General features: G+C 44.4%; 23 protein-coding genes. 5 read left to right on the top strand and 18 right to left on the bottom strand.

All coding sequences use genetic code 11. The features are described 5' to 3' along the window. Window positions 1-10 precede the first annotated feature (10 nt). Window positions 11-865 (top strand): helix-turn-helix domain-containing protein, encoded by an 855-nt coding sequence (locus FJU10_RS03090; protein WP_140965140.1) that lies wholly within the window; start codon window positions 11-13, stop codon window positions 863-865. A 106-nt stretch (window positions 866-971) separates the two neighbouring features. Beyond that, the gene (locus tag FJU10_RS03095) at window positions 972-1,511 is read left to right on the top strand and encodes a biotin transporter BioY (protein ID WP_140965141.1); all 540 of its coding nucleotides are present in this window, start codon (window positions 972-974) and stop codon (window positions 1,509-1,511) included. A gap of 92 nt (window positions 1,512-1,603) precedes the next feature. On the opposite strand, the gene FJU10_RS03100 is transcribed toward FJU10_RS03095, so the two are convergent. The 6 genes from FJU10_RS03100 to FJU10_RS03125 form a co-directional block, all read right to left on the bottom strand. Next, complete coding sequence (locus tag FJU10_RS03100; RefSeq protein WP_140965142.1) at window positions 1,604-2,170, bottom strand: nucleotidyltransferase family protein; 567 nt, start codon at window positions 2,168-2,170, stop codon at window positions 1,604-1,606. A gap of 30 nt (window positions 2,171-2,200) precedes the next feature. Next, window positions 2,201-2,950 carry a 3-oxoacyl-ACP reductase gene (locus tag FJU10_RS03105; RefSeq protein WP_140965143.1) on the bottom strand — a complete coding sequence of 250 codons (750 nt, stop codon included), beginning with the start codon at window positions 2,948-2,950 and terminating at the stop codon, window positions 2,201-2,203. After that, window positions 2,947-3,168 (bottom strand): DUF2829 domain-containing protein, encoded by a 222-nt coding sequence (locus FJU10_RS03110; protein WP_005227147.1) that lies wholly within the window; start codon window positions 3,166-3,168, stop codon window positions 2,947-2,949. Before FJU10_RS03110 ends, FJU10_RS03105 begins: the two co-directional genes overlap by 4 nt. An 84-nt stretch (window positions 3,169-3,252) precedes the next feature. Next, on the bottom strand, window positions 3,253-4,146 hold the full coding sequence (locus tag FJU10_RS03115) for a metallophosphoesterase (RefSeq protein WP_140965144.1): 894 nt from the start codon (window positions 4,144-4,146) through the stop codon (window positions 3,253-3,255). Between the two features lies 1 nt (window position 4,147). Beyond that, window positions 4,148-4,525 carry an iron-sulfur cluster biosynthesis family protein gene (locus FJU10_RS03120; RefSeq protein ID WP_005227145.1) on the bottom strand — a complete coding sequence of 126 codons (378 nt, stop codon included), beginning with the start codon at window positions 4,523-4,525 and terminating at the stop codon, window positions 4,148-4,150. 15 nt (window positions 4,526-4,540) lie between these two features. Then, complete coding sequence (locus FJU10_RS03125; RefSeq protein ID WP_140965145.1) at window positions 4,541-5,110, bottom strand: GNAT family N-acetyltransferase; 570 nt, start codon at window positions 5,108-5,110, stop codon at window positions 4,541-4,543. 107 nt (window positions 5,111-5,217) lie between these two features. Here FJU10_RS03125 and FJU10_RS03130 point away from each other — a divergent pair, with 107 nt between their 5' ends. After that, window positions 5,218-5,670 (top strand): YueI family protein, encoded by a 453-nt coding sequence (locus FJU10_RS03130; protein WP_086293789.1) that lies wholly within the window; start codon window positions 5,218-5,220, stop codon window positions 5,668-5,670. A 14-nt stretch (window positions 5,671-5,684) separates the two neighbouring features. Further along, complete coding sequence (locus FJU10_RS03135; RefSeq protein WP_005232469.1) at window positions 5,685-6,104, top strand: hypothetical protein; 420 nt, start codon at window positions 5,685-5,687, stop codon at window positions 6,102-6,104. 71 nt (window positions 6,105-6,175) lie between these two features. On the opposite strand, the gene gshAB is transcribed toward FJU10_RS03135, so the two are convergent. Continuing rightward, window positions 6,176-8,440: a bifunctional glutamate--cysteine ligase GshA/glutathione synthetase GshB gene (gene gshAB, locus FJU10_RS03140; RefSeq protein WP_140965146.1), complete on the bottom strand. Its 2,265-nt coding sequence runs from the start codon at window positions 8,438-8,440 to the stop codon at window positions 6,176-6,178. Between the two features lie 246 nt (window positions 8,441-8,686). On the opposite strand from gshAB, the gene FJU10_RS03150 reads away from it, so the two are divergent. Beyond that, entirely contained in the window at window positions 8,687-9,055 is a 369-nt protein-coding gene (locus FJU10_RS03150; RefSeq protein ID WP_077453891.1) for a BlaI/MecI/CopY family transcriptional regulator, read from the top strand. Between the two features lie 281 nt (window positions 9,056-9,336). On the opposite strand, the gene ftsY is transcribed toward FJU10_RS03150, so the two are convergent. The 11 genes from ftsY to plsX form a co-directional block, all read right to left on the bottom strand. Next, window positions 9,337-10,629 (bottom strand): signal recognition particle-docking protein FtsY, encoded by a 1,293-nt coding sequence (gene ftsY / locus FJU10_RS03155; RefSeq protein WP_140965147.1) that lies wholly within the window; start codon window positions 10,627-10,629, stop codon window positions 9,337-9,339. A gap of 1 nt (window position 10,630) precedes the next feature. Next, a complete protein-coding gene (locus tag FJU10_RS03160) occupies window positions 10,631-11,449 on the bottom strand; it encodes a Cof-type HAD-IIB family hydrolase (protein ID WP_005227138.1) in 819 nt (272 codons plus the stop codon). Window positions 11,450-11,461: 12 nt separating this feature from the next. Next, window positions 11,462-15,040 (bottom strand): chromosome segregation protein SMC, encoded by a 3,579-nt coding sequence (gene smc / locus FJU10_RS03165; protein ID WP_140965148.1) that lies wholly within the window; start codon window positions 15,038-15,040, stop codon window positions 11,462-11,464. A 15-nt stretch (window positions 15,041-15,055) separates the two neighbouring features. Further along, the gene (gene rnc / locus FJU10_RS03170) at window positions 15,056-15,748 is read right to left on the bottom strand and encodes a ribonuclease III (RefSeq protein ID WP_005227136.1); all 693 of its coding nucleotides are present in this window, start codon (window positions 15,746-15,748) and stop codon (window positions 15,056-15,058) included. Window positions 15,749-15,961: 213 nt separating this feature from the next. Then, window positions 15,962-17,749, bottom strand: a complete 1,788-nt coding sequence (locus FJU10_RS03180; protein WP_140965149.1) for an oligopeptide ABC transporter substrate-binding protein — start codon at window positions 17,747-17,749, stop codon at window positions 15,962-15,964. A 16-nt stretch (window positions 17,750-17,765) separates the two neighbouring features. Continuing rightward, window positions 17,766-18,635, bottom strand: a complete 870-nt coding sequence (locus FJU10_RS03185; protein WP_153883525.1) for an ABC transporter permease — start codon at window positions 18,633-18,635, stop codon at window positions 17,766-17,768. 63 nt (window positions 18,636-18,698) lie between these two features. Continuing rightward, entirely contained in the window at window positions 18,699-19,655 is a 957-nt protein-coding gene (opp4B, locus tag FJU10_RS03190; protein ID WP_086293775.1) for an oligopeptide ABC transporter permease, read from the bottom strand. Continuing rightward, window positions 19,655-20,599 (bottom strand): ABC transporter ATP-binding protein, encoded by a 945-nt coding sequence (locus FJU10_RS03195; RefSeq protein ID WP_077453896.1) that lies wholly within the window; start codon window positions 20,597-20,599, stop codon window positions 19,655-19,657. The genes opp4B and FJU10_RS03195 overlap by 1 nt, the downstream gene beginning before the upstream one ends. Beyond that, window positions 20,600-21,607 carry an ABC transporter ATP-binding protein gene (locus FJU10_RS03200; protein ID WP_060791587.1) on the bottom strand — a complete coding sequence of 336 codons (1,008 nt, stop codon included), beginning with the start codon at window positions 21,605-21,607 and terminating at the stop codon, window positions 20,600-20,602. Window positions 21,608-21,930: 323 nt separating this feature from the next. Then, entirely contained in the window at window positions 21,931-22,173 is a 243-nt protein-coding gene (gene acpP, locus FJU10_RS03205) for an acyl carrier protein (RefSeq protein WP_005227129.1), read from the bottom strand. 110 nt (window positions 22,174-22,283) lie between these two features. Beyond that, window positions 22,284-23,303 (bottom strand): phosphate acyltransferase PlsX, encoded by a 1,020-nt coding sequence (plsX, locus tag FJU10_RS03210; RefSeq protein ID WP_077453897.1) that lies wholly within the window; start codon window positions 23,301-23,303, stop codon window positions 22,284-22,286. Between the last annotated feature and the right edge of the window lie 11 nt (window positions 23,304-23,314).

The following is a 23,314-nucleotide window of genomic DNA, read 5'->3' on the forward strand; positions in this document are numbered from 1 at the left end:
GAATTCATTTATGAGTGAATTCAACATGAGAAAAATTGGTCAGCAGATCGCTACCAAACGCAAAGAAAAAAATCTGACCCAAAGCAACTTGGCAGACCAGTTACTCGTCAGCTATCAGGCGGTCAGTAATTGGGAGCGGGGCAACTCACTGCCGGACATTGAAAAATTGCCGCAGCTAGCAGCGATTTTAGACTTATCCATCGATGAGCTGTTAGGGAAGCCAGCAGCTGCGGTTCAACATTATCAAGCAGGAACCGCACAGCCAGAAGAAATCGCCGAACTAGCTCCGCTGATCAAACCGCAAGAATTGTCGGCATTGATTCAAGAAGAGCCGTTTCAAGAAACTTCTTTAGACCTAGACTTATTGCCTAGACTAGCACCTCATTTGACCAGCGCCGACTTACAACACCTGTTAAATGGCGCCGAGAATATCCCAGAAGATGTCATGGAAGAACTCTTGCCGTTTTTGAAAAAGCCCCAAATAGAAGAGCTCCTTACAGGCAACCACTATTCCATGGCTTTTTGGGAAGAGGCGACGCCCTTTTTACCCCCCAGCTTTTTGGCGGGAGAAATCAAAGGCTGGCTTGAAACCCCTGACTTTCGCTTTTCTGAGATTGAAGAACTGCTGCCCTTTTTACCTGCACCGTATCTGGATGAGCTCCTGCTGACCGCCCTGGAACAGCCAAACGTTGTCGCTTCAGAGCGCTTATCTTATGATGAAATCGAAGAACTGCTGCCGTTTCTGACAGAAGCAACGATCTGCCGGCTTGTTCAAGCACTGCCCTTCTCAACAGATGAGTTGGAAGAAATCGCCCCTTTCCTCTCCTCAAAGAACTTACTTGTCCTATTAAAAAAAGGACACTAAAAAAACAAGATTCTTCTTTACTTTTGGTAAACCACCGTTTATAATTTCGTTAACCAAATAAATCGTTTTTCAGGTTAACGAAATTATTATGAGAGAGAAGGATTCGATGAAATTATCATTACGTGAACAAATCCATGCCGCATTATTTGCGATCATTATTGCTGGTCTTTCCCAATTGACGATTCCGTTAGGTTTGATCCCATTGACAGGACAAACCTTTGCGATCGGCCTGGCGGTGACTTTCCTTGGCGCGCGAACAGGAACAATGGCGATCATCATTTACTTGCTGTTAGGATTGATCGGTTTGCCCGTTTTCGCTGGTTTTTCCAGCGGTATCGGTGTTTTGTTAGGACCAACTGGCGGCTATTTAGTCGGCTTCCTCTTTAACGGATTACTTACTGGATTGGTCGTAGAAAAAACGGCGTTTCGCTACACAGGAGCAGTGATCGGCAATATTGTCGGTGCGCTGGCAACTTTGTTGTTTGGTACATTATGGCTGAAATGGAGCACGGGCATGGCATGGCCGGCTGCTTTTAACGGTGGTTTTGTTTTGTTTATTATCCCCGGGATCATCAAAGCCGTTGCCGCAGCTTATCTAGGTATCTTTTTAAGAAACCGCTTGGCGCAACCATTGGCTTTGCGTTAATAAAAAAACACTCGCGTCATATGCAGCGATTCCCATCAGTTAGCTTTTTCGTCTAACTTTTGGAAATCGCCGCATCACGCGAGTGTTCTTTTTTAGTTGTCGATCTCTTCAATCGACAACTGCGGCCAAATTTTCTGCCACTGCTTGATCGCTTGGCGTTGTCGGTAAACCGCAAGGTACTGTTCATTTTGGGCGAAATGCGGTGTTGGCCGCACCCGAAAACTGCAAACATCCTGCCAACCAAAAGGCGCCATCAATTCAAGCTTGCCTTGATTCATTCGTGCCGCCACCGCTGTACAACGCTCTGGAAATTTCGTTAAAGCATCGGAGGTACTTGTATAAGGCGGCTCCTCGGCAAAATTGTGCTGGTGCATCACCGCTTGATTTCGAACCTCCCAAGGAAATTCAGGAAACGAACGGCGCAGTTGCGCTTCGATCGCTGCTGTTTCTTCTACGCTTACAGTCGGATCATAAAACACGACATCAATATCGGTTATTGGCACCTCCGCTATTTTCCCACTGAGAAACCCCCATAAATAATTCCGCAGGTACCCAGCACACAGCCAGCAATCCGACAGCTGCAACGCTTCAATGATCGTAAGCAGTTGTCGACATTCACGATTTTTTGCAAGCAAGTGCTGGATCGCTTGTTCCTTCATTGGCGTCCTCCTCTAATGGGTTCAGGCTAGTTATTTCAAGGTCCAACCACCGTCGATGGGCACGATCGCCCCCTGCAAGTAACTAGCTTGCGGACTGGCAAGAAAAAGGGTCAGTGCTGCAACTTCTTCTGGTTGCGCCCAACGCTTGACTGGCGTCTCTTCTGCCACCCATTGCGCCATTTTCCCGTCACCGGCAAAATCAGCCGCATTCATCGGTGTTTGAATCGCACCTGGCGCGATGCCCTTCACCGAGATCCCTTGATCTGCAACATCCAATGCCAACTGTTTGGTAAACCCGACGATCGCGTGTTTTGCGGTTGTATAGGCGATCCCGCCCCCACCTGCGACCATTCCAGCGATCGATGCCATATTGATGATCGTTCCGCCGCCATTGGCTTGCATCAGCGGCAAAATTTCTTTCGTTAAATAAAACATGCTGGAGACATTGGTTTGAAATATCTCCTCCCACTCCATTGAGGTCGTCTCAGCGATCGTATGATAGCCGTCAAGCTTTCCTGCTGTATTTAACAAGACCGTGATACCGCCAAAGTGCGTCACACAAGCTTGGACCGCTACAAGACAATTTTCTTTCACCGCTAAATCACAACATGTGCCGAAAAAGCGGGGCTGGGCTAAAAGCGTATCAGGAAACGATTGGCAGTCAACACCAAATACTTGGGCGCCTTCTGCAAGAAACGCCTCTGCTTGCGCTTTGCCGATACCTGAAGCAGCACCTGTGACAAACACAATCGTTTTGTCATCGATCCATGCTGCCGTCATTCCACGATTTTCCAATCTTCCGCAAGAATGTCGCAAACAGTCGGTGCGAAACTCGAGAATCCCTCATCTGCTGTTTTGATCAAAAAGTAAGGGGTGACTGGTGCATTGTCGTAGACTTCTCCTTCAACGAATGTCACATAAAGTTCAAAGCCGCCCCAACCTTCGCGAATGATTTTTTTGCCGGCTTTTAATTCTGGTAAGATTTCTTCAAATGTCATGATTTTTCTCCTTTGTGTGTTTCTTTTGTGTTTTAAAATGCGTGGGAATTCAATTACGAAACCAAGCAGGACTCGGTTGCTGCGCTAATACGGCAGCAGCGTGATCGCTTGCGCCAATTCCTCTACAAGATGCGCCGTTTTATAGTCCTCAAATGCCTCATGATGGTTTCGCAGCAGCGTCCGAACTTTCGTTGGCGAATATGCTTCTGCTAAGTGGTTTTCCAAAACGAAGCGTCGGGTCAACTGCCATTCATAATAGTAGCCGAAGGGACGGCAATAGTAGCTGGTTCCCGCAAGCTCTTTTTTCTCAAAGCGTCGATGGGTATGCCCAAAGACGACTGCCCGCACATTGGCGTACCGATCGATCACTGCGCCAAAATCAGGCGACCCCAAAAACGCATTTAGGTGGTTCCAGCGGGCGTACTTGCCGGTCTGCCGCACAATAAACGCTTCTTGAGGCACAAAATGGGTAGAAAGAAGAATTTCTTGGTCTTGCGGCAAATGGGCCAATGTTTCCGCTAAACGCTCATTGATGGCTTGGCTGATCTCCTTATCCGATCCCTTTCGTTGAATCATGCGGTCATACCAAAACAGATTTTTCAGCCGCAAGATCTCAGCTTCACTGGTCAAATCAGAATATTGGTAGTCATACCAGCCATTGATTCCCAACAGCAGTGTTTTTTCTGATAAGCGATACGTCTGAAAATTAAGAAAGGCGGGATCATCGAAAGCCTCGATCTCTTGTTCCGTCAAGTCCACCATTTCATGATTGCCCCAGTGAAAGGTTGTTGGCATCTGTCGACTTTGAAAAAATGCGACCACGTCTAATAGCCGTTGCTTTTTATTCGCCACATCTCCTGCCAGATGCAGATGGGTCACCTGATTTTGCTGCAAATAATCAGCGATCAGCTGCAGATGGGGGGCGAATAATTGGTTGATATCGACGTGCAAGTCGCTAATAACCGCCAGCGTGCCCATATCAGCGGCCTGCCGTCTGCTTTTCGATCCGTAACAATTGAACATCATTTGCTAAGATCCCGCTATTTCCCACCAATTGCAACCGTTGATAGGTCGGTTCCACCTGCATCCGAGTCTGTTCTTCTAAATATACCTGAGCCCCTTGCTTCAACCAAATCGTGCCTAAGGGTGTCGTTAAAGGGGTGTCGTAGATCGCCAATCCTTCTTCTGGATAGCTCTGCGGAACGATGATCAGGCGAAAATGGATGTCCAAACGGCAGGTGATCTCCGTTGCAGGAAACGGACCGACGCCGTCTTCAAAATCCAAATAGAGACGATCATCTGGCTGCACATAAGGGGTTATTTTTTCAATTGCTGCTGGCTCAATGTTCAGTTCCATGACGAGAGCCCTCCTTTACATGATACGTTTTTTCCATTCCTCTAGGGTGATGCCGCGCGTGACTTCATCGATGATTTCTTCACCCGATTTGCGGGCAGCTGGGATCGTTGCTTCCAATTTCATCCCAATTTTCTCCATGACCCGTCCAGACTTGGGATTTCGAGCATCATGTCGAGCAAAAATTCGAATCAATTCGAGTGTTTCAAAACCGAAATGCAGCAGTGCCATTGCCGCTTCTGGCATGATCCCTTGTCCCCAATAATCGCGACTTAATGTATAACCGAGCTCAGCGATCTCTTTTTCTGATTCTACTCGCAAATCGATGGTCCCAATCATTTTGCCTGAGTCTTTTTCTTCGATCGCATATTTTCCTAAGGGTGCAGCAACAAAATACTCGGCGATGCGTAGTTTTGTTTCTTCAACCGACCCATGTCTAGCAAAGACGAAGGTCGTCGTTTCTTCATCATTTGCATAGGCAAACATGTCCGCTGCATCTGCCAAGGAAACAGGACGCAAGAGCAGCCTCGGTGTCTCCAACCGTTGATTTTCTGCTAATAATAACAAATGTCGTTCTTTTGTTGTCATAGGATCCCTACTTTCTATCAAAACTCTCTCACGATCGCCCCCCTCTTTTGCTATTTGCTGGATATGCTATAATAAGCATAAGTAAACGCTTTGAGGAGGATACTTCAATGTCAGACGAATTAGAAAAACGCCTTGATACAGGAATGTATGGGACGCCTCGCGTCAACCCAGATGAACAGCGCAAGTATTTAGGCACGTTTCGTGAACGGTGTTATCTTAGTATGACAGTAACAGAAATGAAGAAGAAGGACAACCAGAAAACGCTCTTGAACGCCTTACCAGATTATCAAGGAGCGCTCGTGTTGCTTAACGGAAAATTGCCAGAATCGATCCAGACCGATTACATCACTTTACTGACTCAACAACAGATGGAATTTCGGATCGTCTCCGATGCACAAGATGCCGGTCCAGACAGTATCGGCTTGCTGATTGCCGGGAAAGAAGCCGTCAATCAAGACGTCATCGATATCGAACAAAAATACCCTGCAGCTACTACGCAATCGGATAAAGAGCACGAACAACCAGAGAAAACGTCATTTTGGAAACGTCTTTTCCATTAAAAGGAGGAACTATCATGGAACAATCAACACCGCCCTACCTTTCATTAAAGAAAGAACTGCTTGATGCTTTGGATTTGCATATCGATTTGTTAAAAACGGCCCCTACGATCGAATCGAGCCATCTGGATGGCGTATTGTTCATGATGCGCAGCTTGGGTTTTATGCTGGATCGCGCTCCGAAAGTACTCCTACTGGAGGATCAGAATGAAATGAACTTTATGATGTTTCAATATTATAGCCTCCTGTCGGAACTGAAGTACAATCTCGTTTTAAACTTTCCCTATGCCTCGATTCAAGGCGTACCGTTATTGACCTTGATCCAACGTTTTCCTACCACGTATGAAAAAGAAATGAAACAATGGTGGGAAGCCCGAACAGGTCTCAAGGTGGAAGAAACAAAACAAACGATTGAGATCGCTGCTTTTGAATCCTAATAAAAAAGACTGCACACTTTCGAAGGGAATCCCCTTCCAGAGTGTGCAGTTCTTTGCTCTCTAGGCTTCCATCAGCTCTCGAAGACTTCAGGGAACAACAGGCGTAAAACAGACATAGTTAAGCGTCGGCCTTTCCCGCTGTATGGATAAACGTGCATATGCATCGCTGGGTTGAAATTGGCTTCAATGATTCCATAAGCCCCCGGTTCATTGGCTGGCTTGGTTTTATCTGGAATAATCAGATCGATTCCACTGATAGATGCTTGTAATGCGGCTACCGCATCGACGGCTACTTGTTTGTAGTCATCGTTGAAGTCATCCGTTACATCGATAGAATCACCGCCAGTACTGATATTCGAGTTTTCTCGCAAATAAACGATCTGCCCCTCTTCTGGCACTGAATCAACTTGATACCCTTGCTCTTTTAACATCAGTTGTTCCAGTTCCCCTAATTGAATCAACTCTAATGGGGTCCGATGATGGGTGCCGCGCAATGGATCGAGATTTTTCTCTGCGACGAGTTCCGCGATCGTACGCTTGCCGTCACCCACGACATTGGCTGGGATACGTAATAAAATCGCATCAACTCGCCCATCGATCACGAAGAACCGATATTCCGTCCCTGATAAAAAGGTCTCAATGAGGATCGAATCATCTTCCGCAAAGGCAATGGCAACCGCCGCTTGATAATCCGCTAAAGAGGCGCCTTCTTTGAAAATCGAGATACCGATCCCATAGTTGGTGGTTTTCGGTTTTACCACAAACCCGCTGTGGGCGATCTGAGGATAAAACGCGATCGCTTCTTCTGCCGAAGCGAATTCAGCACCACCTGGTACATGAAAGCCATTTTCGGCTAAGATTTTTTTGGTGACCGTTTTATTCGCCATGATCAATGGGACGATGTACTGATCCTTACTGGTCATATTGGCATTTTTAACATATTCAACGTGGTCTTTCACGGCTAATTTCAAGAACTGATCCGTTTCATCCAGTACCGTCACTTCGATACCTTTTTGGATCGCATCGAACAAGAGAATCTGGGTCGACAATTCCATTGCTCGAAAACCAGCCAATTGATACGGTTTTTCCCAAGCAGCATGATGATACTTTTGTCCTAGCAATGTTGCTGTCTGCGCTTGGCTGGTTGCTTGACTCGCTGAGAAAAGACGTCCAGCGAAGGTTCTTTCTGGTTCAGCCAGCATCTCAGAAAGCTGATCCAAAAATGGCGGATGCGGCAGCTCAAGGGCTTGGGCAAAGTCCATCATTTCAGCAATCAGTGCTTGCGCTTCTTGCTGATAAGCCGATGGCGCTAAGGGATGCTCTAATGCGACCTGATCATTTTTCTGATTGCCTTCTTCGATCCACGCATCGGCATCGTTACCTTCTTCTTTTGTACTTAAAAACAATAAAAAGAAATGTAAGAACGCGACTTGCTCTTTGGAAATGCCATAGCGGGCAAAGGGATCGATATCGATATTTCTTAACTCAATATAACGGATACCAGCTGAGGCTAGATCTGCGACCCGTTTTCCCCCACGTAAACGCACTGGCGCATAAAATTCTTTTTCTTCTGAAAGCTTTCCTGTCTCCACTAATTTGGCAATATCTGCAAGATAGGTCTCTAACGAAGCATAAGATACCTTGACGTCTTCGTGATTCGTGTAGCCATAACGGCTATTGCGAATACTACGGACTGGTTCTTGCGGTCCGTTTTCTGTCGTAAAATAATTGGCTTCTGAAGCAGGGGTCGCCCCAAAGAAATACGTCAAAAACCAGCGATAATGCAAATAATTGCGAGTTACTTTCAAATAAAGCGCCGTTTTAAAGGCTTGATAGCTTTCATTCGTTTCAGATAAAGCATACAGTTGCTGCAAAAAGTCTTCCGCAAATTCAAAATTGAAATGTATCCCACTGACCATTTGCTTACGGCGACCATACGTTTTGGCCAAATAGCGGCGGTAGAGCACATCTTCAAATTGGTCTAATTTTGCAATGACGATGTCTTCTTCTTTTTCTGGTAAAGCTGGTGGCATGCTCAAAGGCCAGAGCATTTCTTCTGCTGCCATTGAACGATATGCCACATCGTGGATGGCCCCTAAGAAACGGAACAATTCATCCACTGAATCCGCGACCGGCGTGATCAGTTCCAGTTGATTTTCCGCAAAATCCGTTTGGATATAGGGATGGAAGCGACGATTACCTAGCTTTTCAGGATGATTCGTTCCAGCAAAGGTTCCGTCTAATCGTACCCGCTGTGCTTCTCGCTCAATCCCGTAACGCCCTTTCAATAAATAGGGAAAAAGCTCTTTATGTGATAATAATGTTTTTATTTTCATGCGAATGCCCTCTATGTTCTTCTACTAGATTTTTTCTTATAATCTGTTTCTTTCCATCCATTATAGTGAAAAATGGCGAAAAAAGCAGGGATTTGCTCTTCACTTGTAGTATCTCTGAATAAAATTACCAAGAATTTATAAAATACTTGAATAAATTTGATATTTACCTTCAAAATAAAGTATACTGCTTATAGAACAGTAAAATATTATGTCCATATTACTCTTTTTTGAAAGGAAGAATAGTGAATGAAGCCACTTAATCTTACCAAACGTGAACGTCAAATCATGAATATCTTTTGGAATTCAGACAAACCTCTTTCTGCAAATGACATTGCTGTCCAACAGCAAGATCTAAGCAAGAATACCATTCAAGCAGTCGTACGTAAACTAAAAAACCACGACTTATTGAAAGTAGCAGATATCGGCTACAGCGGTACTGTTTTGACTCGGTTGTATTCTCCGAATGTGACCCAAGAAGACTTCTTAGCAGCAGAGTTGTCTGATCAATCGTTATTGAATTTGATTACGAACTTTATCGAAACCAATAAAGATATCGATACGTTGAACAACTTAGAAAAAATGATCATCGAGCGCCAAGGGGAGCTAAAAAAATAATTTTTTGTAGCTGAGCTTTTCATTTTATTCTATCTGATACTTCCCAGACTTTAGAAGAACGAAAAATATTAGCCACTCAAAAAAATCGTTTTGTGCTTTAAGGCAAATTCGTACATCGCTGTATCCGTATTTGACCTAGCTAAACATTGTAACCTTTCCACCCCAGATTGATCGGCAATAGCTGAACGGCAACTCGTTTGCTATTGCCTTCATTTGAAATAAAAGCAACAATAAAGGAGAGCCATGTGCAGGTATTTTACCTGACACAGGGCTCTTCTTTTTTATTCCTTGATCAAGCCTTTGAATAAGCCGACAACAAATTCATTTGGATCAAATGGCTCTAAATCATTGATGCCTTCTCCGAGTCCCACTAATTTGACGGGCAGCCGTAGCTCGTTACGGATCGCCAAGACGATCCCCCCTTTGGCTGTTCCATCAAGTTTCGTTAAGACGAGACCAGAAACATCCGTCGTTTCTTTAAATTGTTTTGCTTGATTCATGGCGTTTTGACCCGTTGTTGCATCCAACACAAGCAGGACTTCATGAGGGGCCGTTGGGTCCACTCGCTGAATGATCCGTTTGATTTTTTCTAATTCGTTCATCAAATTGACTTTGTTTTGCAAACGACCAGCTGTATCTACTAATAAAACGTCAGCATTTTCTCGTTTTGCGCGCTCCATCGCATCAAACACGACCGCTGCTGGATCGCCTCCGGCATTGCCACGAACGACTTCAACACCAGCCCGTTCACCCCAGACCACTAATTGATCGATGGCACCGGCACGGAAAGTATCCGCTGCAGCCAATAAGACTTTCTTGCCTTCGGCTTTGAATTGGTGGGCTAATTTCCCGATACTGGTGGTTTTTCCAACACCGTTCACGCCAACAAATAAAATGACAGTCAACCCCGGTTGCATATTCAATTCGTTGACTTCACCGACACCCGCTTCCCCATATAGGTCAACTAATTTCTCGATGATGACATTTTGGACATCCGCTGTTTTCTTTACATTACGTAGTTTGACTTCTTGTCTCAATGCATCCGCGATCTTCATCGCCGCATCAAAGCCAACATCTGCACCAATCAACGTTTCTTCCACTTCTTCGAAGAAGTCTTCGTCCACCGTACGGAAATTGGCGAACAACTCGTTCATCCGTTGCCCAAAGGTTTTTCGTGATTTCGTCAATCCTTTGGTGTATTTGTCCTGCACACTTTCCGTCTCTGGCGCTGGTTGAAGGATTGGTTCAGAAGCTGGTGCATCCTCTGATGGTGTGTTCTCGGTCACTTCTACTGGAACACTTGGTGCTTCTTCTCCTTTATTCGCTACCGTTGCTTCTTGCTGTGGGGACGCTTCGGCAGTTTCTTGCTCTGCCTTCAAATCACTGGCGTCGGCGGCATCTGTAGGTGCCACTACTTCTGAAGCTTCTCGTTCAGCAGGTGTTTGTGCTGGCTGGCTTTCTTCTGAAGGCTGATTCTCTGGTGAATCAGCATCAACGACTGGTTTGTCGGCTTCTTGCTCTACTTCTTTGGTTTCTCCAATCAGCGCTTTTTTGATTTTGTCAAAAAATCCCATCTTACGCACCTCCTTTTAAGACATATTCTTCAATCACTGCTGCCACACCGTCTTCTTGGTTTGAAACGGTGACAACGTCAGCCGCTTCTTTAATGATTGGCACGGCATTGGCCATCGCTACGCCAATCCCTGCATAGCGAATCATTGGCAAGTCATTTTCTTCATCACCGATCGCCATCACTTCTTCTTGCTTGATCCCTAAATCTTGCGCCAATAGGCTGATGCCATAGGCTTTGGTGATTCCTTTAGGCATAAATTCTAACAGGTTATTCCGGCTTTTGATGATTTCATATTTCTCGCGGATCTCTGAGGAAATCTCAGGGATCTTAGGATCCAAGACTTCCTGATGGTAGGCGATCACCGCTTTATTATAGAGCATCGATTCATCCAGATCAGCTACGGCAAAAGGACGACAATCCAATAAAGGGTTCAACGAGCCATAAATCGATGGATGCGCTGCTGAAGTCGGTAAACTCAAGACGATCTCTTCTGATACCACGTCTAGAGGCAAATTCAAGTCTTCCGCCACTGAAACCAATTCATGGATATCTGCCAGCTGCATCGCTGCTTTTTCAATAATCTCGCCAGTCTCATTTTTTTGAACCAAACCGCCGTTAAAGGTGATGCTATAGTCGCCGGGTTCTTTCAGCGATAATTCTTCTAAGTACGGACGGATCGCCCGTAATGGACGTCCGGTACAAATGACGATTTTTACGCCTTGTGCTTTGGCACGAGCAAGTACCTCTTTGTTGCGAGGAGTCACTTCTTTTTTGTCATTCAATAACGTTCCGTCTAAATCGATCGCAATCAGTTTAATCATATCATTCCTCCTCTATGCTTGATCTGCTGCAAAACTACCGCCTTCACGCACTTCTTCTAAGCGCACGGACACGGTCTTCGACACTCCAGATTCTTGCATGGTTACACCATACAACACATCTGCTGCCTCCATCGTTCCTTTACGGTGAGTTACGACGATAAACTGTGTATCATTTTGGAAAGCACTCAAGTAATGACCGAAACGAGAGACATTGGCTTCATCCAATGCTGCTTCCACTTCGTCAAGCACACAAAACGGTACTGGACGAACTTGAATAATGGAAAACAATAACGCAATCGCAGTCAGTGCCCGTTCGCCCCCTGATAGCAAGCTGAGGTTTTGCAATTTCTTGCCCGGCGGTTGGGCTTCGATCTCGATCCCAGTGTTCAATAAATCTTTCGGATCTGTTAAGACTAATTCCGCATGACCGCCGCCAAACATATTAGGAAATACTTGTTTGAATTGCAGACGGATTGCATCGAAGACTTCACCAAAACGGGTTTTGACTTCTTCATCCATTTCAGACATCGTATCAAACAGCTGTGCTTTAGCCGACAGCAAATCGTCTCGCTGACTCGTTAAGAACAAATGCCGTTGATTGACTTGTTCATATTGTTCGATCGCATTTAAATTGACTGGACCAATTTGCTCGATCGCATGTTTTAGTTCCTGAATGTCGACTTTGGCTTGTTCTGCATCCTCGATTTCAGGGAAATCTTGCGCGGCCTTTTCAAAGGTGAGATTGTATTCTTCTTGTAAATACAACAAACGATTATCCATCACCAATTCTGCGCGATTTTTTTCGATCTCAACTTCGGTTTTTTCTGACAGCTTTTCTTTTTGCGTTAAGTTTTCAGCACTCAGGGCTTCGTCTAATGCGCCGATTTCTTGTTGAACCACTTGCCGTTGTTCACGAATCACCGTCAATTCCGCTGTTACCTGCTGCTTGGTTTTTGTGAATGCTTCAATTCGCTGAAGAATGTTTTCTTCTGAAAACTCATGATCGCTGACGTTACTTGTCAAGGCAGCTAACTGCCGTTCTAAGGAGTGCTGACGCGCTTCGTTTTCTTCCAATGCTTGATTCGTAGCGGCAATTTTTTGCTGCAAATGCGCCACTTGTTCTTTTTGAACGGCGAAAGCTGCCTGCAAGCGCGCACTTTCTTGTGCTAAGGTTTGGCGTTTTTCCTCGATCAAGTCTTCTTCGGCATTCATTTGATGAATATCTTGATCGATTTTCGCCAATTGCGCCGCAATATTCTTTTGCTGTTCTTCCAAACTCGTCTTCTTCTCATCATATTCTTCAAAGAAGGCTTGCACTTCGCGATGTTCAAAATCAAACACTTGCTGCTCTTGCTTCAAGCGGCTCAGGTCATTCTCAAGATTTTGTAAGCGGCTTTGCAGCTCATGCTCCGTCATACGAGCCTGTTCCCCTTGCGTCCGCAATTCTTCTAGTGCTGCTTGTGCTTCTTTGGTCGCTGCTTCAAAATGCTGGACTTGCTTTTCCGTTTTTAAAAGCCGCTCATCCAGTTGCGCCGCTTGTGCCGTCAATTGTTGCAGCTCATTGCTTTGGCTAAACAAACTACCGGCATTTTTCTTCGTTGCGCCACCCGTCATGGAACCGCCAGCATTCATGACATCCCCTTCTAAAGAAACGACCCGATAGCTATAGTTCAATGCCCGTGCTAACGCATTGGCACTTTGCAAGTCTTCGGCAATCAAGATACTGCCTAACAAGTTATCCGTAATGGTTTGGATGTGTTCAGGCGACTGGACCAATTCGCTGGCAACACCGATAAAGCCAGACACTTGCTTAGCTTGATTGCGGGCATAATCTGGCAAATGACGGGCTTTGATGGTCGTCAACGGTAAGAAAGTGGCACGACCGCCGCGATTTTCTTTCAAATACGTGATGGCTGCCCGTGCATCTCGTTCATTTTCAACGACGACATGCTGTGCAGCGGCGCCTAGTGCGGTCTCGATCGCCACGGTATAGTCTTGTGGCACATCGATCAACTCCGCTACTGCGCCAACGATGCCGCTGATCTGTTGTTTGTTTTTCAAAATCAAGCGAACGCCTTGATAAAAACCGCTATAATTTTCTTGAATATCTTGCAGACTGCGCTGTTTCGCACGTACTTGCTGCACTTGACTCATTAACTGATACATTTTCTTTTGTTCTTCATCAAAGCGTTTTTTGTTGGTTTGAGCTTTTTCTTGAAGATGGATATATTGCTTGCGTTGTTCTTCTAAAATCGCCTTAGCCTGCGTTAGCTGTTCTTCCACGATTTGTGCTTCCGTCGTCTTTTCTTTCAACGACGTATTCATTTGCGTCTGCTTGCTCAACGCCGTTTGATTTTTCGCGGCTTCTTGCTGGTATTGACGCTCCAAGTATTTCAATTCGTTTCCGATCGTTGCCTGCTCTTGCATGGCTTCGACATATTGGCTACGCAATTCTTCAATGATTTCTTTTGCTGAACGTTGGTACTTTTCCTGCTCTTGCTGACACGCCAGCATCGCTGCTTCAACTTCCTGCACACTACGATTCTTTTGTGAAAGCAAGCCGATCAGTTCCGTTTTTTCTTCATTTAAAAGTGTGACCCGTTCCGTGACTTCCTCTAAGGTTTCTTGGTATTCCGCGGAGCTTTTTTGCGTATGTTTTGATCGCTCATCCAAGACTTCTTTTTGTCCTTCAGCTTGCTTCAGTCCTTCGGTGACCTCTAAAAGCTGCTGATTCAAACGCTCCAACGTTTCATCAAAAGCAGTACGTTGTTGCCGCAAAGAATGTAGCGACAGTTCCCCTTGATTGATCTTTTCGGAAATCTGCGCCAGTTCTTGGTTAAAGGTACTTAGTTGAGCTTTGGCTGTCTCCCACGCTTCTTTTGCTTTCGTGATCTCTAAGACCGCATAGGCCACATCAACCGTCGTCAATTTTTCTTTTAACGCTAAAAAACGGTTGGCTGCTTCACTTTGGGCTGCCAAAGGCACCAACTGATCTTCTAGTTCATAAATGATATCTTGTAGACGGCTTAAATTGTCTTCCGTTTCAAACAACTTTTGCTCGGCTTTCTTTTTCCGCTGTTTGTATTTCAATACCCCCGCCGCTTCTTCAAAAATCCCACGACGGTCTTCTGGTTTGCTGCTAAAAATTGCTTCTACCTTGCCTTGGGAAATGATCGAAAATGATTCTTTCCCCAACCCAGAGTCCATAAACAACTCTTGGATATCCTTTAAGCGGCAAGCTTGTTTATTTAAGAAAAAGTCGCTTTCGCCGGTTCTTCTCAAGCGGCGAGTCACGCTGATCTCACTGTAATCCATCGGCAAATAATGATCGCTATTGTCTAAAACGATCGTCACTTCCGCTATATTTAGCGCTCTGCGGGTGTCAGAACCTGCAAAAATAACATCAGGCATTTTGCCACCACGTAGATTTTTGGCAGATTGTTCTCCTAAAACCCAACGAATCGCTTCGGTAATATTGCTCTTGCCGCTGCCATTTGGTCCGACGACTGCAGTCACACGATGCTCGAAATCAATGACTGTGCGGTCGGCAAAGGATTTAAAGCCGGCAATCTCTATTCGTTTTAAATACACTCCGCCAGTCCTCTCTTACTGTTCAAGATCTGCCAAGGCATTCGCCGCGGCGTCCTGTTCTGATAATTTCTTCGATTTTCCTTGTCCTTTTCCGATCAAGGTATCATCGCAATAGACTTCCGTCCAAAAAATCCGTTCATGGGCGGGGCCTGCTTCTTTGATCAAACGATAATTGATGGAAACATCGCCGCCACGCTGCAAGACTTCTTGCAAGCGGGTCTTGTGATCCATCTCATGGGAAAAAGCACCTGCTTTTACTTTTGGAAAAACAACTTTCGTCAAAAAGCCGCTGACACTTTCCAGTCCTTGGTCCAAGTATAACGCACCTAAAAAGGCTTCAAATAGATCACAAAGCAAAGAAGGTCGTTTACGACCGCCAGAGTTTTCTTCCCCTTTGCCTAGACGAATGTATTCATCGAATCGGCAATCTTTGGCAAACATGGATAAACTGTCTTCGCGAACGATTGCCGCCCGTAACTTCGTCAGCTTACCTTCGGGCAGATCTGGCAATTCACGATACAAATACCGTGAAACGATCAACTCTAAGACAGCATCGCCCAAAAACTCTAAACGTTCGTTATCTGACAAGTGCAAGTTGCGGTGCTCATTCACATAAGATGAATGCGTAAACGCTTGTTCAAGCAGATCTACATCATGGAACACAATATCAAACTTTTCTTTTAGTTCTTTCGTTAATTGTGTATTCATTTGTCACATTCCTTCATTAGTTTATCGACACTTCCCTATTATACTGGTTTTTGCCGAATTATGAAATGTTTCCTCCAAATTCTTGGAAAGACTGTAATAAAAATTTATCTACTTAATCTTCTCCTGTATAAAAAAGCCTGTTTTCCTCAGATACCCGCAAAAAAACAGAAAAAAAAGACGTCCCAGAAAGGACGTCTTTTCACCGATCATTGATTAACGAGATTCAGCTGTAACTGAAATTGTTGCCCAAGGATTGTAATTCACATCGTAGGCCCATGTGAAGTCTTTGACGCGGTTTGATACAGGTAACACCGCACTACGATAAAGTGTTGGGATAACAAACGCTTCATCTGCCGCATATGCTTGCCATGCATCAAATGCTTCTTTACGTTTTGCTTCGTCAAACGAATCTTTTGAATCGATTGCTTCTAATAGCTTCGTATTTTCTTCTGATTCAAAACGAGTGTAGTTGAACGCAGAGTTAGGTCCATACAAGCCCATTGGTGATGGGTCATAACCAGTATTCCATGCACCTTGATAAACATCAATCTCAGGATCATCATTTTCCAATTTGTCATAGAATGCTTGGAAGTCGATCAAGCGACCTGTGGTGTATTGTACATCAAGTCCAATTTCATTCCATTGTTGGATGTAGTAATCTGCTAATGGTTGTGCTGTTTCGCCACCGGACATTGAAGCAAAGTTGATGGTTAATTTCTCACCATTTTTGTCTTCACGCATGCCATCACCATCAACATCTTTGTAGCCAGCATCATCAAGTAATTGATTTGCTTTGTCGATGTTTAAAGTGTAGCCTTCTACTTCGGTGTTGTGCAATGTGCCGAATACTGGTGGGATCAATGTCGTTGCATTTGTACGCAAGCCATTGTAGAAACGACTTCCGACAGCATCATTATCTAATGCATAGCCCATTGCTTGACGCAATGACTTGTCAGCCATTTTTGAATCAGGATTATACTCTACTTTTCCTTCATCGGCATTCCATTTACCTAATTTGAAACCTAAATAAGTGTAAGCAGTATCTGTTCGGCCTAAGATTTGATAACCGTCAGTATCTTTATAAGTAGGATACGTATCGGTCGGCATTGATAAAGCCATATCATATTGTTTTGCGTTCATCGCTTCAACAATAGATGAAGTTGGAACTGCTTTAAATGATAATTTATCTAGTTTCGGCTTATCTCCATAATAGTATTCATTTGGAACGTATTCTACGGATTCACCAGCTACGATATTTGACATTACATATGGTCCGAAGACGATTGGATTTTTACGAACTTGATCGCTTGATTCCATATCTTTGACTTCGATTCCTTCAAAGGCGTGTTTTGGTAACGCAGAAGCCCAAATACCGCCGCCGGCTTGCAACATACCAGGGTGAACTTCTTTGTATTGGATTTTAACAACTTTGTCACTTTCTTTGGTGATACCAGAAATAGTATCAGCTTTGCCATCATGGTAGTCTTCCATACCAACAATGTTAGTAAAGTTACTATCATAACGAATACCAGTATAATCTTTGTTACCAATTACTTCGTAAGTGAAGATGATATCATCTGCCGTAACATCTTCGCCATCAGACCATTTCAGGTTGTCGCGTAAAGTAATTGTTGCTGTGTTGTTGTCTTCATCTAGCTCAAGGTTTGCAGCTCCGCCGTCAACAATTTTGAAATCAGCGTCATTGACGAATAAACTTTCATTACTTGGCAACATAAATTGTGCATCATAGTTATCTTGATAAAATTCTGTTTGGAACAACCCTTGGAATTGCGTATCCATCACTACTGCAACATCCAAAGTACCACCTTCGATTGCCTCTGCATCATTGCTAACTTCGATTGGGAAGTTGCTTACATCTTCCGTATCGTTTGCTGCATTGCTGCCGCCGCCAGAAGAATCGGTTCCGCCGCCGTTGCTGCCACACGCTGCCAGTGCTAACACTGACAAAAGAGTGACCATACCAAAAATATTTTTCTTCATCCTGTATCCTCCTTGTTTATCCTAGTCGTTGGCGCGCATCCGCTGAACGCTTAAATGCTTGACCAACGTAATTGATACTCAACATCAAGACTAAAATTAGAATTGATGCGGGTAACCAGATCCACTGTCTGTTGACCAGCACATCACCGCTGCTGGCATACCCGATCAGTGTCCCCAAACTTGGAACATTGGTCGGCAGACCAAAACCTAAGAATGTTAGTGTCGTTTCAATACCGATATTCGCTGCAAAGTTCATTGTTAAGTTGGTGATGATCAATGAGCTAAGGTTCGGCATGATTTCGCGGAACATGATGACAAAGTCATTGGTTCCGAGAGTTTTCGATGCACTAACATAGTCGCGACGGCCTTCTGAAAGGGTCTTACTTCGGAAGAGCCTTGCTTTTCCGACCCAGTAAAAGGCACTCATGACCCATATAAAGGTCCAAACGTTATAACGAGGTACGATCGATACGATAACGATAATGATCAGCATGATCGGTAAAATCATAACGAAGTCAACGATACGCATCAAAATATTATCAATGATGCCGCCGTAGTAACCTGAGATGATCCCTAGTCCGACCCCAACGATCGACGTAATGATCGTGATTGAAAAACCAATCAAGATTGAGTTACGCGCACCGATGATCAATTGTCCCCAAACATCACGGCCACCTTCATCCGCCCCTAAAAGGTAGGTGCCGCCGTTTGGCGAAATCGCGCCAGGTACAGCGTATTTATCAAGGATGCTGACACGCATCACTTGTGATTGATCGATAACTGCCGAGCCGATAAACACGAATAATAAAACTGCGACTAACAAAACTAATGAAAAGATCGCCATTTTATCTTTTAAGAATTCGCGAAAAATCATTTTCAATCCCATAGGCGGGATGCTCTCTTGTTTTAGTACTTTTTCTTTCTTTTCAGACACATTTATCCCCTCCTATTACTGGATTCTGATTCTTGGATCGACAATACTCATGATGATATCTGACAGTAGCGTACCGATCAAGGTCGCTAGTCCTAAGATCAATGTTAGTGAAGTGATCACGGCATAGTCCCGTTGGACGATACTATCGATAAACAGTTTTCCGACACCTGGGTAGGCGAAGATTTTCTCAATGACCACAGAACCTGCGATCAATGACGTGATCTCGTAACCCATTTGTGATGCGATCGGCAACGATGCATTCCGGAAAACGTGACGTGAGAAGACTTTATTCGTTGGTACCCCTTTTGAACGGGCGGTACGAACGAAATCCAATGATTTCGAATCAATGACTTCACTTCGCAAGTATTGGATCGTCACTGCTGTTCCTAATAATGCAGAAGTGATCGCCGGTAATAGTAGGTGATACAAACGACTCCAAAACTCAGCCATGCCGCTGACCCCCGGTGCAACGGAACCACCCGTTGGGAACCAAGCCAATCGGTAACCGAAGATGAACAATGCGATCAACGCAAAGATAAACAACGGTACGGCGAAACTGAAGAAGTTGTAAACAACGACGACTTTATCAAGCAATGAATTTTGGTAACGTCCTGCCCACATCCCTAAAGGAATGGCAATCACGTAAGTCAAAATGACCGTCAATAAAGATAACCACAATGTATTGCTGATACGTCCTGCTAATAATGTTGAAACAGGCAATTTATAGATAAAGCTTTGTCCAAAGTCCCCTTTTAAGGCATTTCCGATCCAACGGAAATACTGGGTATACCATGGGTCATTCAAACCAGCGGCTTCACGCATCCGCTCAATAACAGCTGGATCTTGGTTTGGATTGATCAAACCAGTAAATGGATCCCCAGGCATTGCTTGTGCGATCAAGAAAATCAAGATACTCAAAATAATGACTTGCGGGATCATCAACAACAAACGACGTAGAATTGTTTTCCACATTATTCAGCACCCCCGTTTTTCAATGCGACTTGGTGCGACTCGGTGATTTTACGCAAGTCATACACTCTGCCAGATTCGTCGTAGTAATCTTTTTGATGGGTCACATATTCCAACTCGACCTTGCGGCGGTTTTCTTTGTGAGCATCGCGATTTTTTACGTCGATTTGAGGAATCGCTGATAATAAACGTTTTGTATAGATGTGACGCGGGTCTTGGTAGATATCTTCCCGTGTCCCGATCTCAACGAAGCGGCCTTTGTACATGATGGCGATATTGTCACACATGTGTTTTACGACCCCTAAGTCATGAGAGATAAATAAGAAACTTAAGCCAAATTCTTGCTGGATCCGTTTCATAAAGTTCAGTACTTGCGCTTGCACGGATAAGTCAAGAGCTGAAACCGGCTCATCGGCGACGATCAGTTTTGGATTGGATGCTACCGCGCGGGCAACCCCTAACCGCTGACGTTGTCCACCAGAGAACTCGTGAGGATATTTGTATAGGGCATCTTCTGGCATCCCAACGATATCCAACAAACTTTTCACACGTGTTTTCTCTTCTTGATCGCTTAAGCGTTCAAAGTTGCGCAATGGTTCGGCGATAATGTCTACCACGCGTTTTTTAGGATTCAAGCTGGACATTGAATCTTGGAAAATCATTTGGACATCTTTGTTGTAGTTCATTTTTTTGCGGACGGAACGTTTGGTCACGTCTTGCCCATCATAAATGATTTCACCGCTAGTGATTTTTTCTAACCCAACGATAGCTTTCCCAGTTGTGGATTTACCAGAACCAGACTCACCAACCAATCCGTAGGTTTTTCCTTTTTCAATGATGAAGTCCACACCGTCAACGGCATACACATGGTCCGTGACGCGGTTGAAGAATCCGCTGCGAATAGGATAGTGGACTTTCAGATCTTTGATTGTAATTAATTCTGTCATCTACACTTCTCCTTCTTCGTCTCTAAAATGAAAATGCTTGTAGCATGTGCAACGGACCAAATGATCAGGTGCTACTTCATGCAAGACTGGGTTTGCTTCGTGGTCGCTTTCAGGAATCCAAGGAATCCGTGCGGCAAACCGACAACCGGTCCGAGGCATATTTTTCAAGGAAGGAACCACGCCCTCGATCACATGCAGTTCACTGTCTTGTGAGTTTTCTTGAGGGATCGAGTTAAGTAGTGAGCGGGTGTATGGATGTTTCGGATTGGCAAACAACTCTTCGGCTGTTGCGACTTCCACAAACTGTCCCCCGTACATTACGGCTACTCGGTCGGCCATCTCTGCTACGACACCTAAATCGTGGGTGATCAAAATGATCCCCGTTTGCGTTTCTTCTTGCAAATCTTTTAGTAGATCAAGGATCTGTGCTTGGATCGTCACGTCCAACGCGGTCGTTGGTTCATCGGCAATAATGATTGGTGGTTTACAAGCAATCGCGATCGCAATGATGACCCGCTGACGCATCCCACCTGACAATTCATGAGGGTATTGACGTCCTACTCGCGGTGGATTCGGGATCCCAACTTGTTCTAATAATTCTAATGCCCGTGCTTGGCGCTGTTCGGCATTCATATCTGTATGATAAGACAAGCCTTCTTTGATTTGGTCTTCGATCCGCATCAACGGATTCAGCGCAGACAACGGATCTTGGAAAATCATCCCAATATCATTTCCGCGAATTTTGTTGTATAACGTTTCATTTAAGTTTGACAAATTTAAATCTTTATATAAGATTTCTCCAGTGATTTTCGTGTTGTTTGGGTCATGTAGCCCCATGATCGTTGTAGCTAACGTACTTTTTCCGCAACCAGATTCTCCTACGATTGCTAAGATCTCATTACGATCCAGTGTAAAAGAAATACCATCTACTGCGTCATAGTAATCGTCTTTGATACGAAAACCTGTGTGAAGGTTTTGAACATCTAGTAATTGATTATCTCTGGACAATCGAATACCCCTCTCTACTTTCTAAGATGTCTTGCGTTTTAATGTAAAAAAAGAAGGAACATGCATTTCATTTCCAAAAGCTTTCTTAACATTGTATAATATATTCTTAATAATTATATAGAAATGCTAACAATAATGCAAGTCCCAGAAAACTTAAAACACTGAATTTTCAGAAAATTTACATTACGCTTCCAACGCCGATATGTCAGGTTTAACCATCGTTTTTTAGATTGCATTTTTGAAGAAAAGCCGCCCAAATCACGGCGGATCAATTATGAGAAAGAAAGAGCTAAGTCATCTAGGACTTAGCTCTTATGTCTGTCTTAAGCAAGATGGCTTGAAATATAATCAACCGCTCCACCGACTGTTTCGATCTGCTCGGCATCTTCATCAGAAATCTCGGTACCAAATTCATCTTCTAGTTCAAGGACGAATTCCATCACACTGATCGAATCAGCGTTCAAGTCGTCTTTAATGCTCATCGTATCCGTTACGTTCTCTGCGTCAATTTCAAAATGATTGGCGATCACGACCGCAACTTTCTTGAATACTTCATCTCGTGTCAACTGGCTTCACCTCCACGCGTTTGCACAAAACATAGAATGGCTAACAAACATTGTACTGCTTTCTATGCTTTTTGTCTAGATATTTTTGCAATTTCATTACAATGATTGCATTATGATTGCGTTTCGTCTTTTGCAGTCGGCATTTCTTCAAAATGTGCGACCAATTGGGCCACAACATCTGTTGCTAGCATCGTATGGATCTGCTTGATGGTGTACGCTACCGCTTCTGGTCCTGTCGCCCCATGGGTTTTGATGACTGGTGCTTTCAAACCAAACAATACGGCCCCGCCATGTTTCGCATAATCCATCTCATTTTTTACTTTTCGCAACGCATCCTTCAGTAACAACGCCCCTAATTTCCCTTTGGTACCTGAATCAAGAATCGATTGTTTCAACAACGCCATTAAGTTCAAGGCAGTTCCTTCGATCGATTTCAAAACAGCATTTCCAGTAAAGCCATCTGTCACGACGACGTCAGCTGCACCATCCAATAATTCCCGAGCCTCGACATTGCCGATAAAATGGATCGTAGGGTCTTGCGAAAGCAGTTCAAAGGCTTTTTTCGTCAATTCGCTGCCTTTGGTTTCTTCCGTTCCGTTATTTAACAAGCCGACCCTTGGTCGATTGATCCCGCGAACTTTTTGGGCATAAAAGGACCCTAAGACGGCATAGTTTGCCAAATGTTCTGGTTTATTGTCGGCATTAGCGCCTAGATCCAGCATGTCAAAGCCAGCATCTTTGCCGATCACTGGCATTGTGGACATCAATCCGGGACGGTCGATCCCTTTGATCCGACCAACGATGAACAACCCGGCCGCTAATAAAGCACCGGTATTTCCGGCTGAAAAAATCGCATCTGCTTCGCCATTTTTCACTGCTTGTGCCGCTAAGACCATTGAAGCGGTTTTTTTTCGTCTGATTGCTTTAACAGGTTCATCATCACTATTGATTTTTTCATCTGTGTGGATAATAGTGACATTTTTATCATCCGTCATGTATTTTTTGATTTCATTTTCTTTTCCGTAAAGGAGGAATTCAATCTCTGGAAAATCTTTTTTCGCCAGCATGACCCCTTCTACGATCGCTTTTGGGGCGTTGTCTCCGCCCATTGCATCAACAGCAATCCGCATCTCGCTGCCAC

This window comes from Enterococcus sp. OL5, from assembly GCF_006491895.1.
GTDB lineage: Bacteria > Bacillota > Bacilli > Lactobacillales > Enterococcaceae > Enterococcus_D > Enterococcus_D innesii.

Bases quoted from the DNA above. Each gene is read 5' to 3' on its own strand.
- gshAB (WP_140965146.1), bottom strand. From the start codon at position 8,440: ATGAAAATAAAAACATTATTATCACATAAAGAGCTTTTTCCCTATTTA.
- FJU10_RS03180 (WP_140965149.1), bottom strand. From the start codon at position 17,749: ATGAAGAAAAATATTTTTGGTATGGTCACTCTTTTGTCAGTGTTAGCA.
- FJU10_RS03110 (WP_005227147.1), bottom strand. From the start codon at position 3,168: ATGACATTTGAAGAAATCTTACCAGAATTAAAAGCCGGCAAAAAAATC.
- FJU10_RS03160 (WP_005227138.1), bottom strand. From the start codon at position 11,449: ATGATTAAACTGATTGCGATCGATTTAGACGGAACGTTATTGAATGAC.
- FJU10_RS03105 (WP_140965143.1), bottom strand. From the start codon at position 2,950: ATGACGGCAGCATGGATCGATGACAAAACGATTGTGTTTGTCACAGGT.
- FJU10_RS03150 (WP_077453891.1), top strand. From the start codon at position 8,687: ATGAAGCCACTTAATCTTACCAAACGTGAACGTCAAATCATGAATATC.
- FJU10_RS03115 (WP_140965144.1), bottom strand. From the start codon at position 4,146: ATGGGCACGCTGGCGGTTATTAGCGACTTGCACGTCGATATCAACCAA.
- opp4B (WP_086293775.1), bottom strand. From the start codon at position 19,655: ATGTGGAAAACAATTCTACGTCGTTTGTTGTTGATGATCCCGCAAGTC.
- FJU10_RS03095 (WP_140965141.1), top strand. From the start codon at position 972: ATGAAATTATCATTACGTGAACAAATCCATGCCGCATTATTTGCGATC.
- ftsY (WP_140965147.1), bottom strand. From the start codon at position 10,629: ATGGGATTTTTTGACAAAATCAAAAAAGCGCTGATTGGAGAAACCAAA.
- FJU10_RS03135 (WP_005232469.1), top strand. From the start codon at position 5,685: ATGGAACAATCAACACCGCCCTACCTTTCATTAAAGAAAGAACTGCTT.
- FJU10_RS03185 (WP_153883525.1), bottom strand. From the start codon at position 18,635: ATGGGATTGAAAATGATTTTTCGCGAATTCTTAAAAGATAAAATGGCG.
- FJU10_RS03125 (WP_140965145.1), bottom strand. From the start codon at position 5,110: ATGACAACAAAAGAACGACATTTGTTATTATTAGCAGAAAATCAACGG.
- FJU10_RS03100 (WP_140965142.1), bottom strand. From the start codon at position 2,170: ATGAAGGAACAAGCGATCCAGCACTTGCTTGCAAAAAATCGTGAATGT.
- FJU10_RS03195 (WP_077453896.1), bottom strand. From the start codon at position 20,599: ATGACAGAATTAATTACAATCAAAGATCTGAAAGTCCACTATCCTATT.
- FJU10_RS03090 (WP_140965140.1), top strand. From the start codon at position 11: ATGAGTGAATTCAACATGAGAAAAATTGGTCAGCAGATCGCTACCAAA.
- FJU10_RS03130 (WP_086293789.1), top strand. From the start codon at position 5,218: ATGTCAGACGAATTAGAAAAACGCCTTGATACAGGAATGTATGGGACG.
- FJU10_RS03120 (WP_005227145.1), bottom strand. From the start codon at position 4,525: ATGGAACTGAACATTGAGCCAGCAGCAATTGAAAAAATAACCCCTTAT.
- rnc (WP_005227136.1), bottom strand. From the start codon at position 15,748: ATGAATACACAATTAACGAAAGAACTAAAAGAAAAGTTTGATATTGTG.
- plsX (WP_077453897.1), bottom strand. From the start codon at position 23,303: ATGCGGATTGCTGTTGATGCAATGGGCGGAGACAACGCCCCAAAAGCG.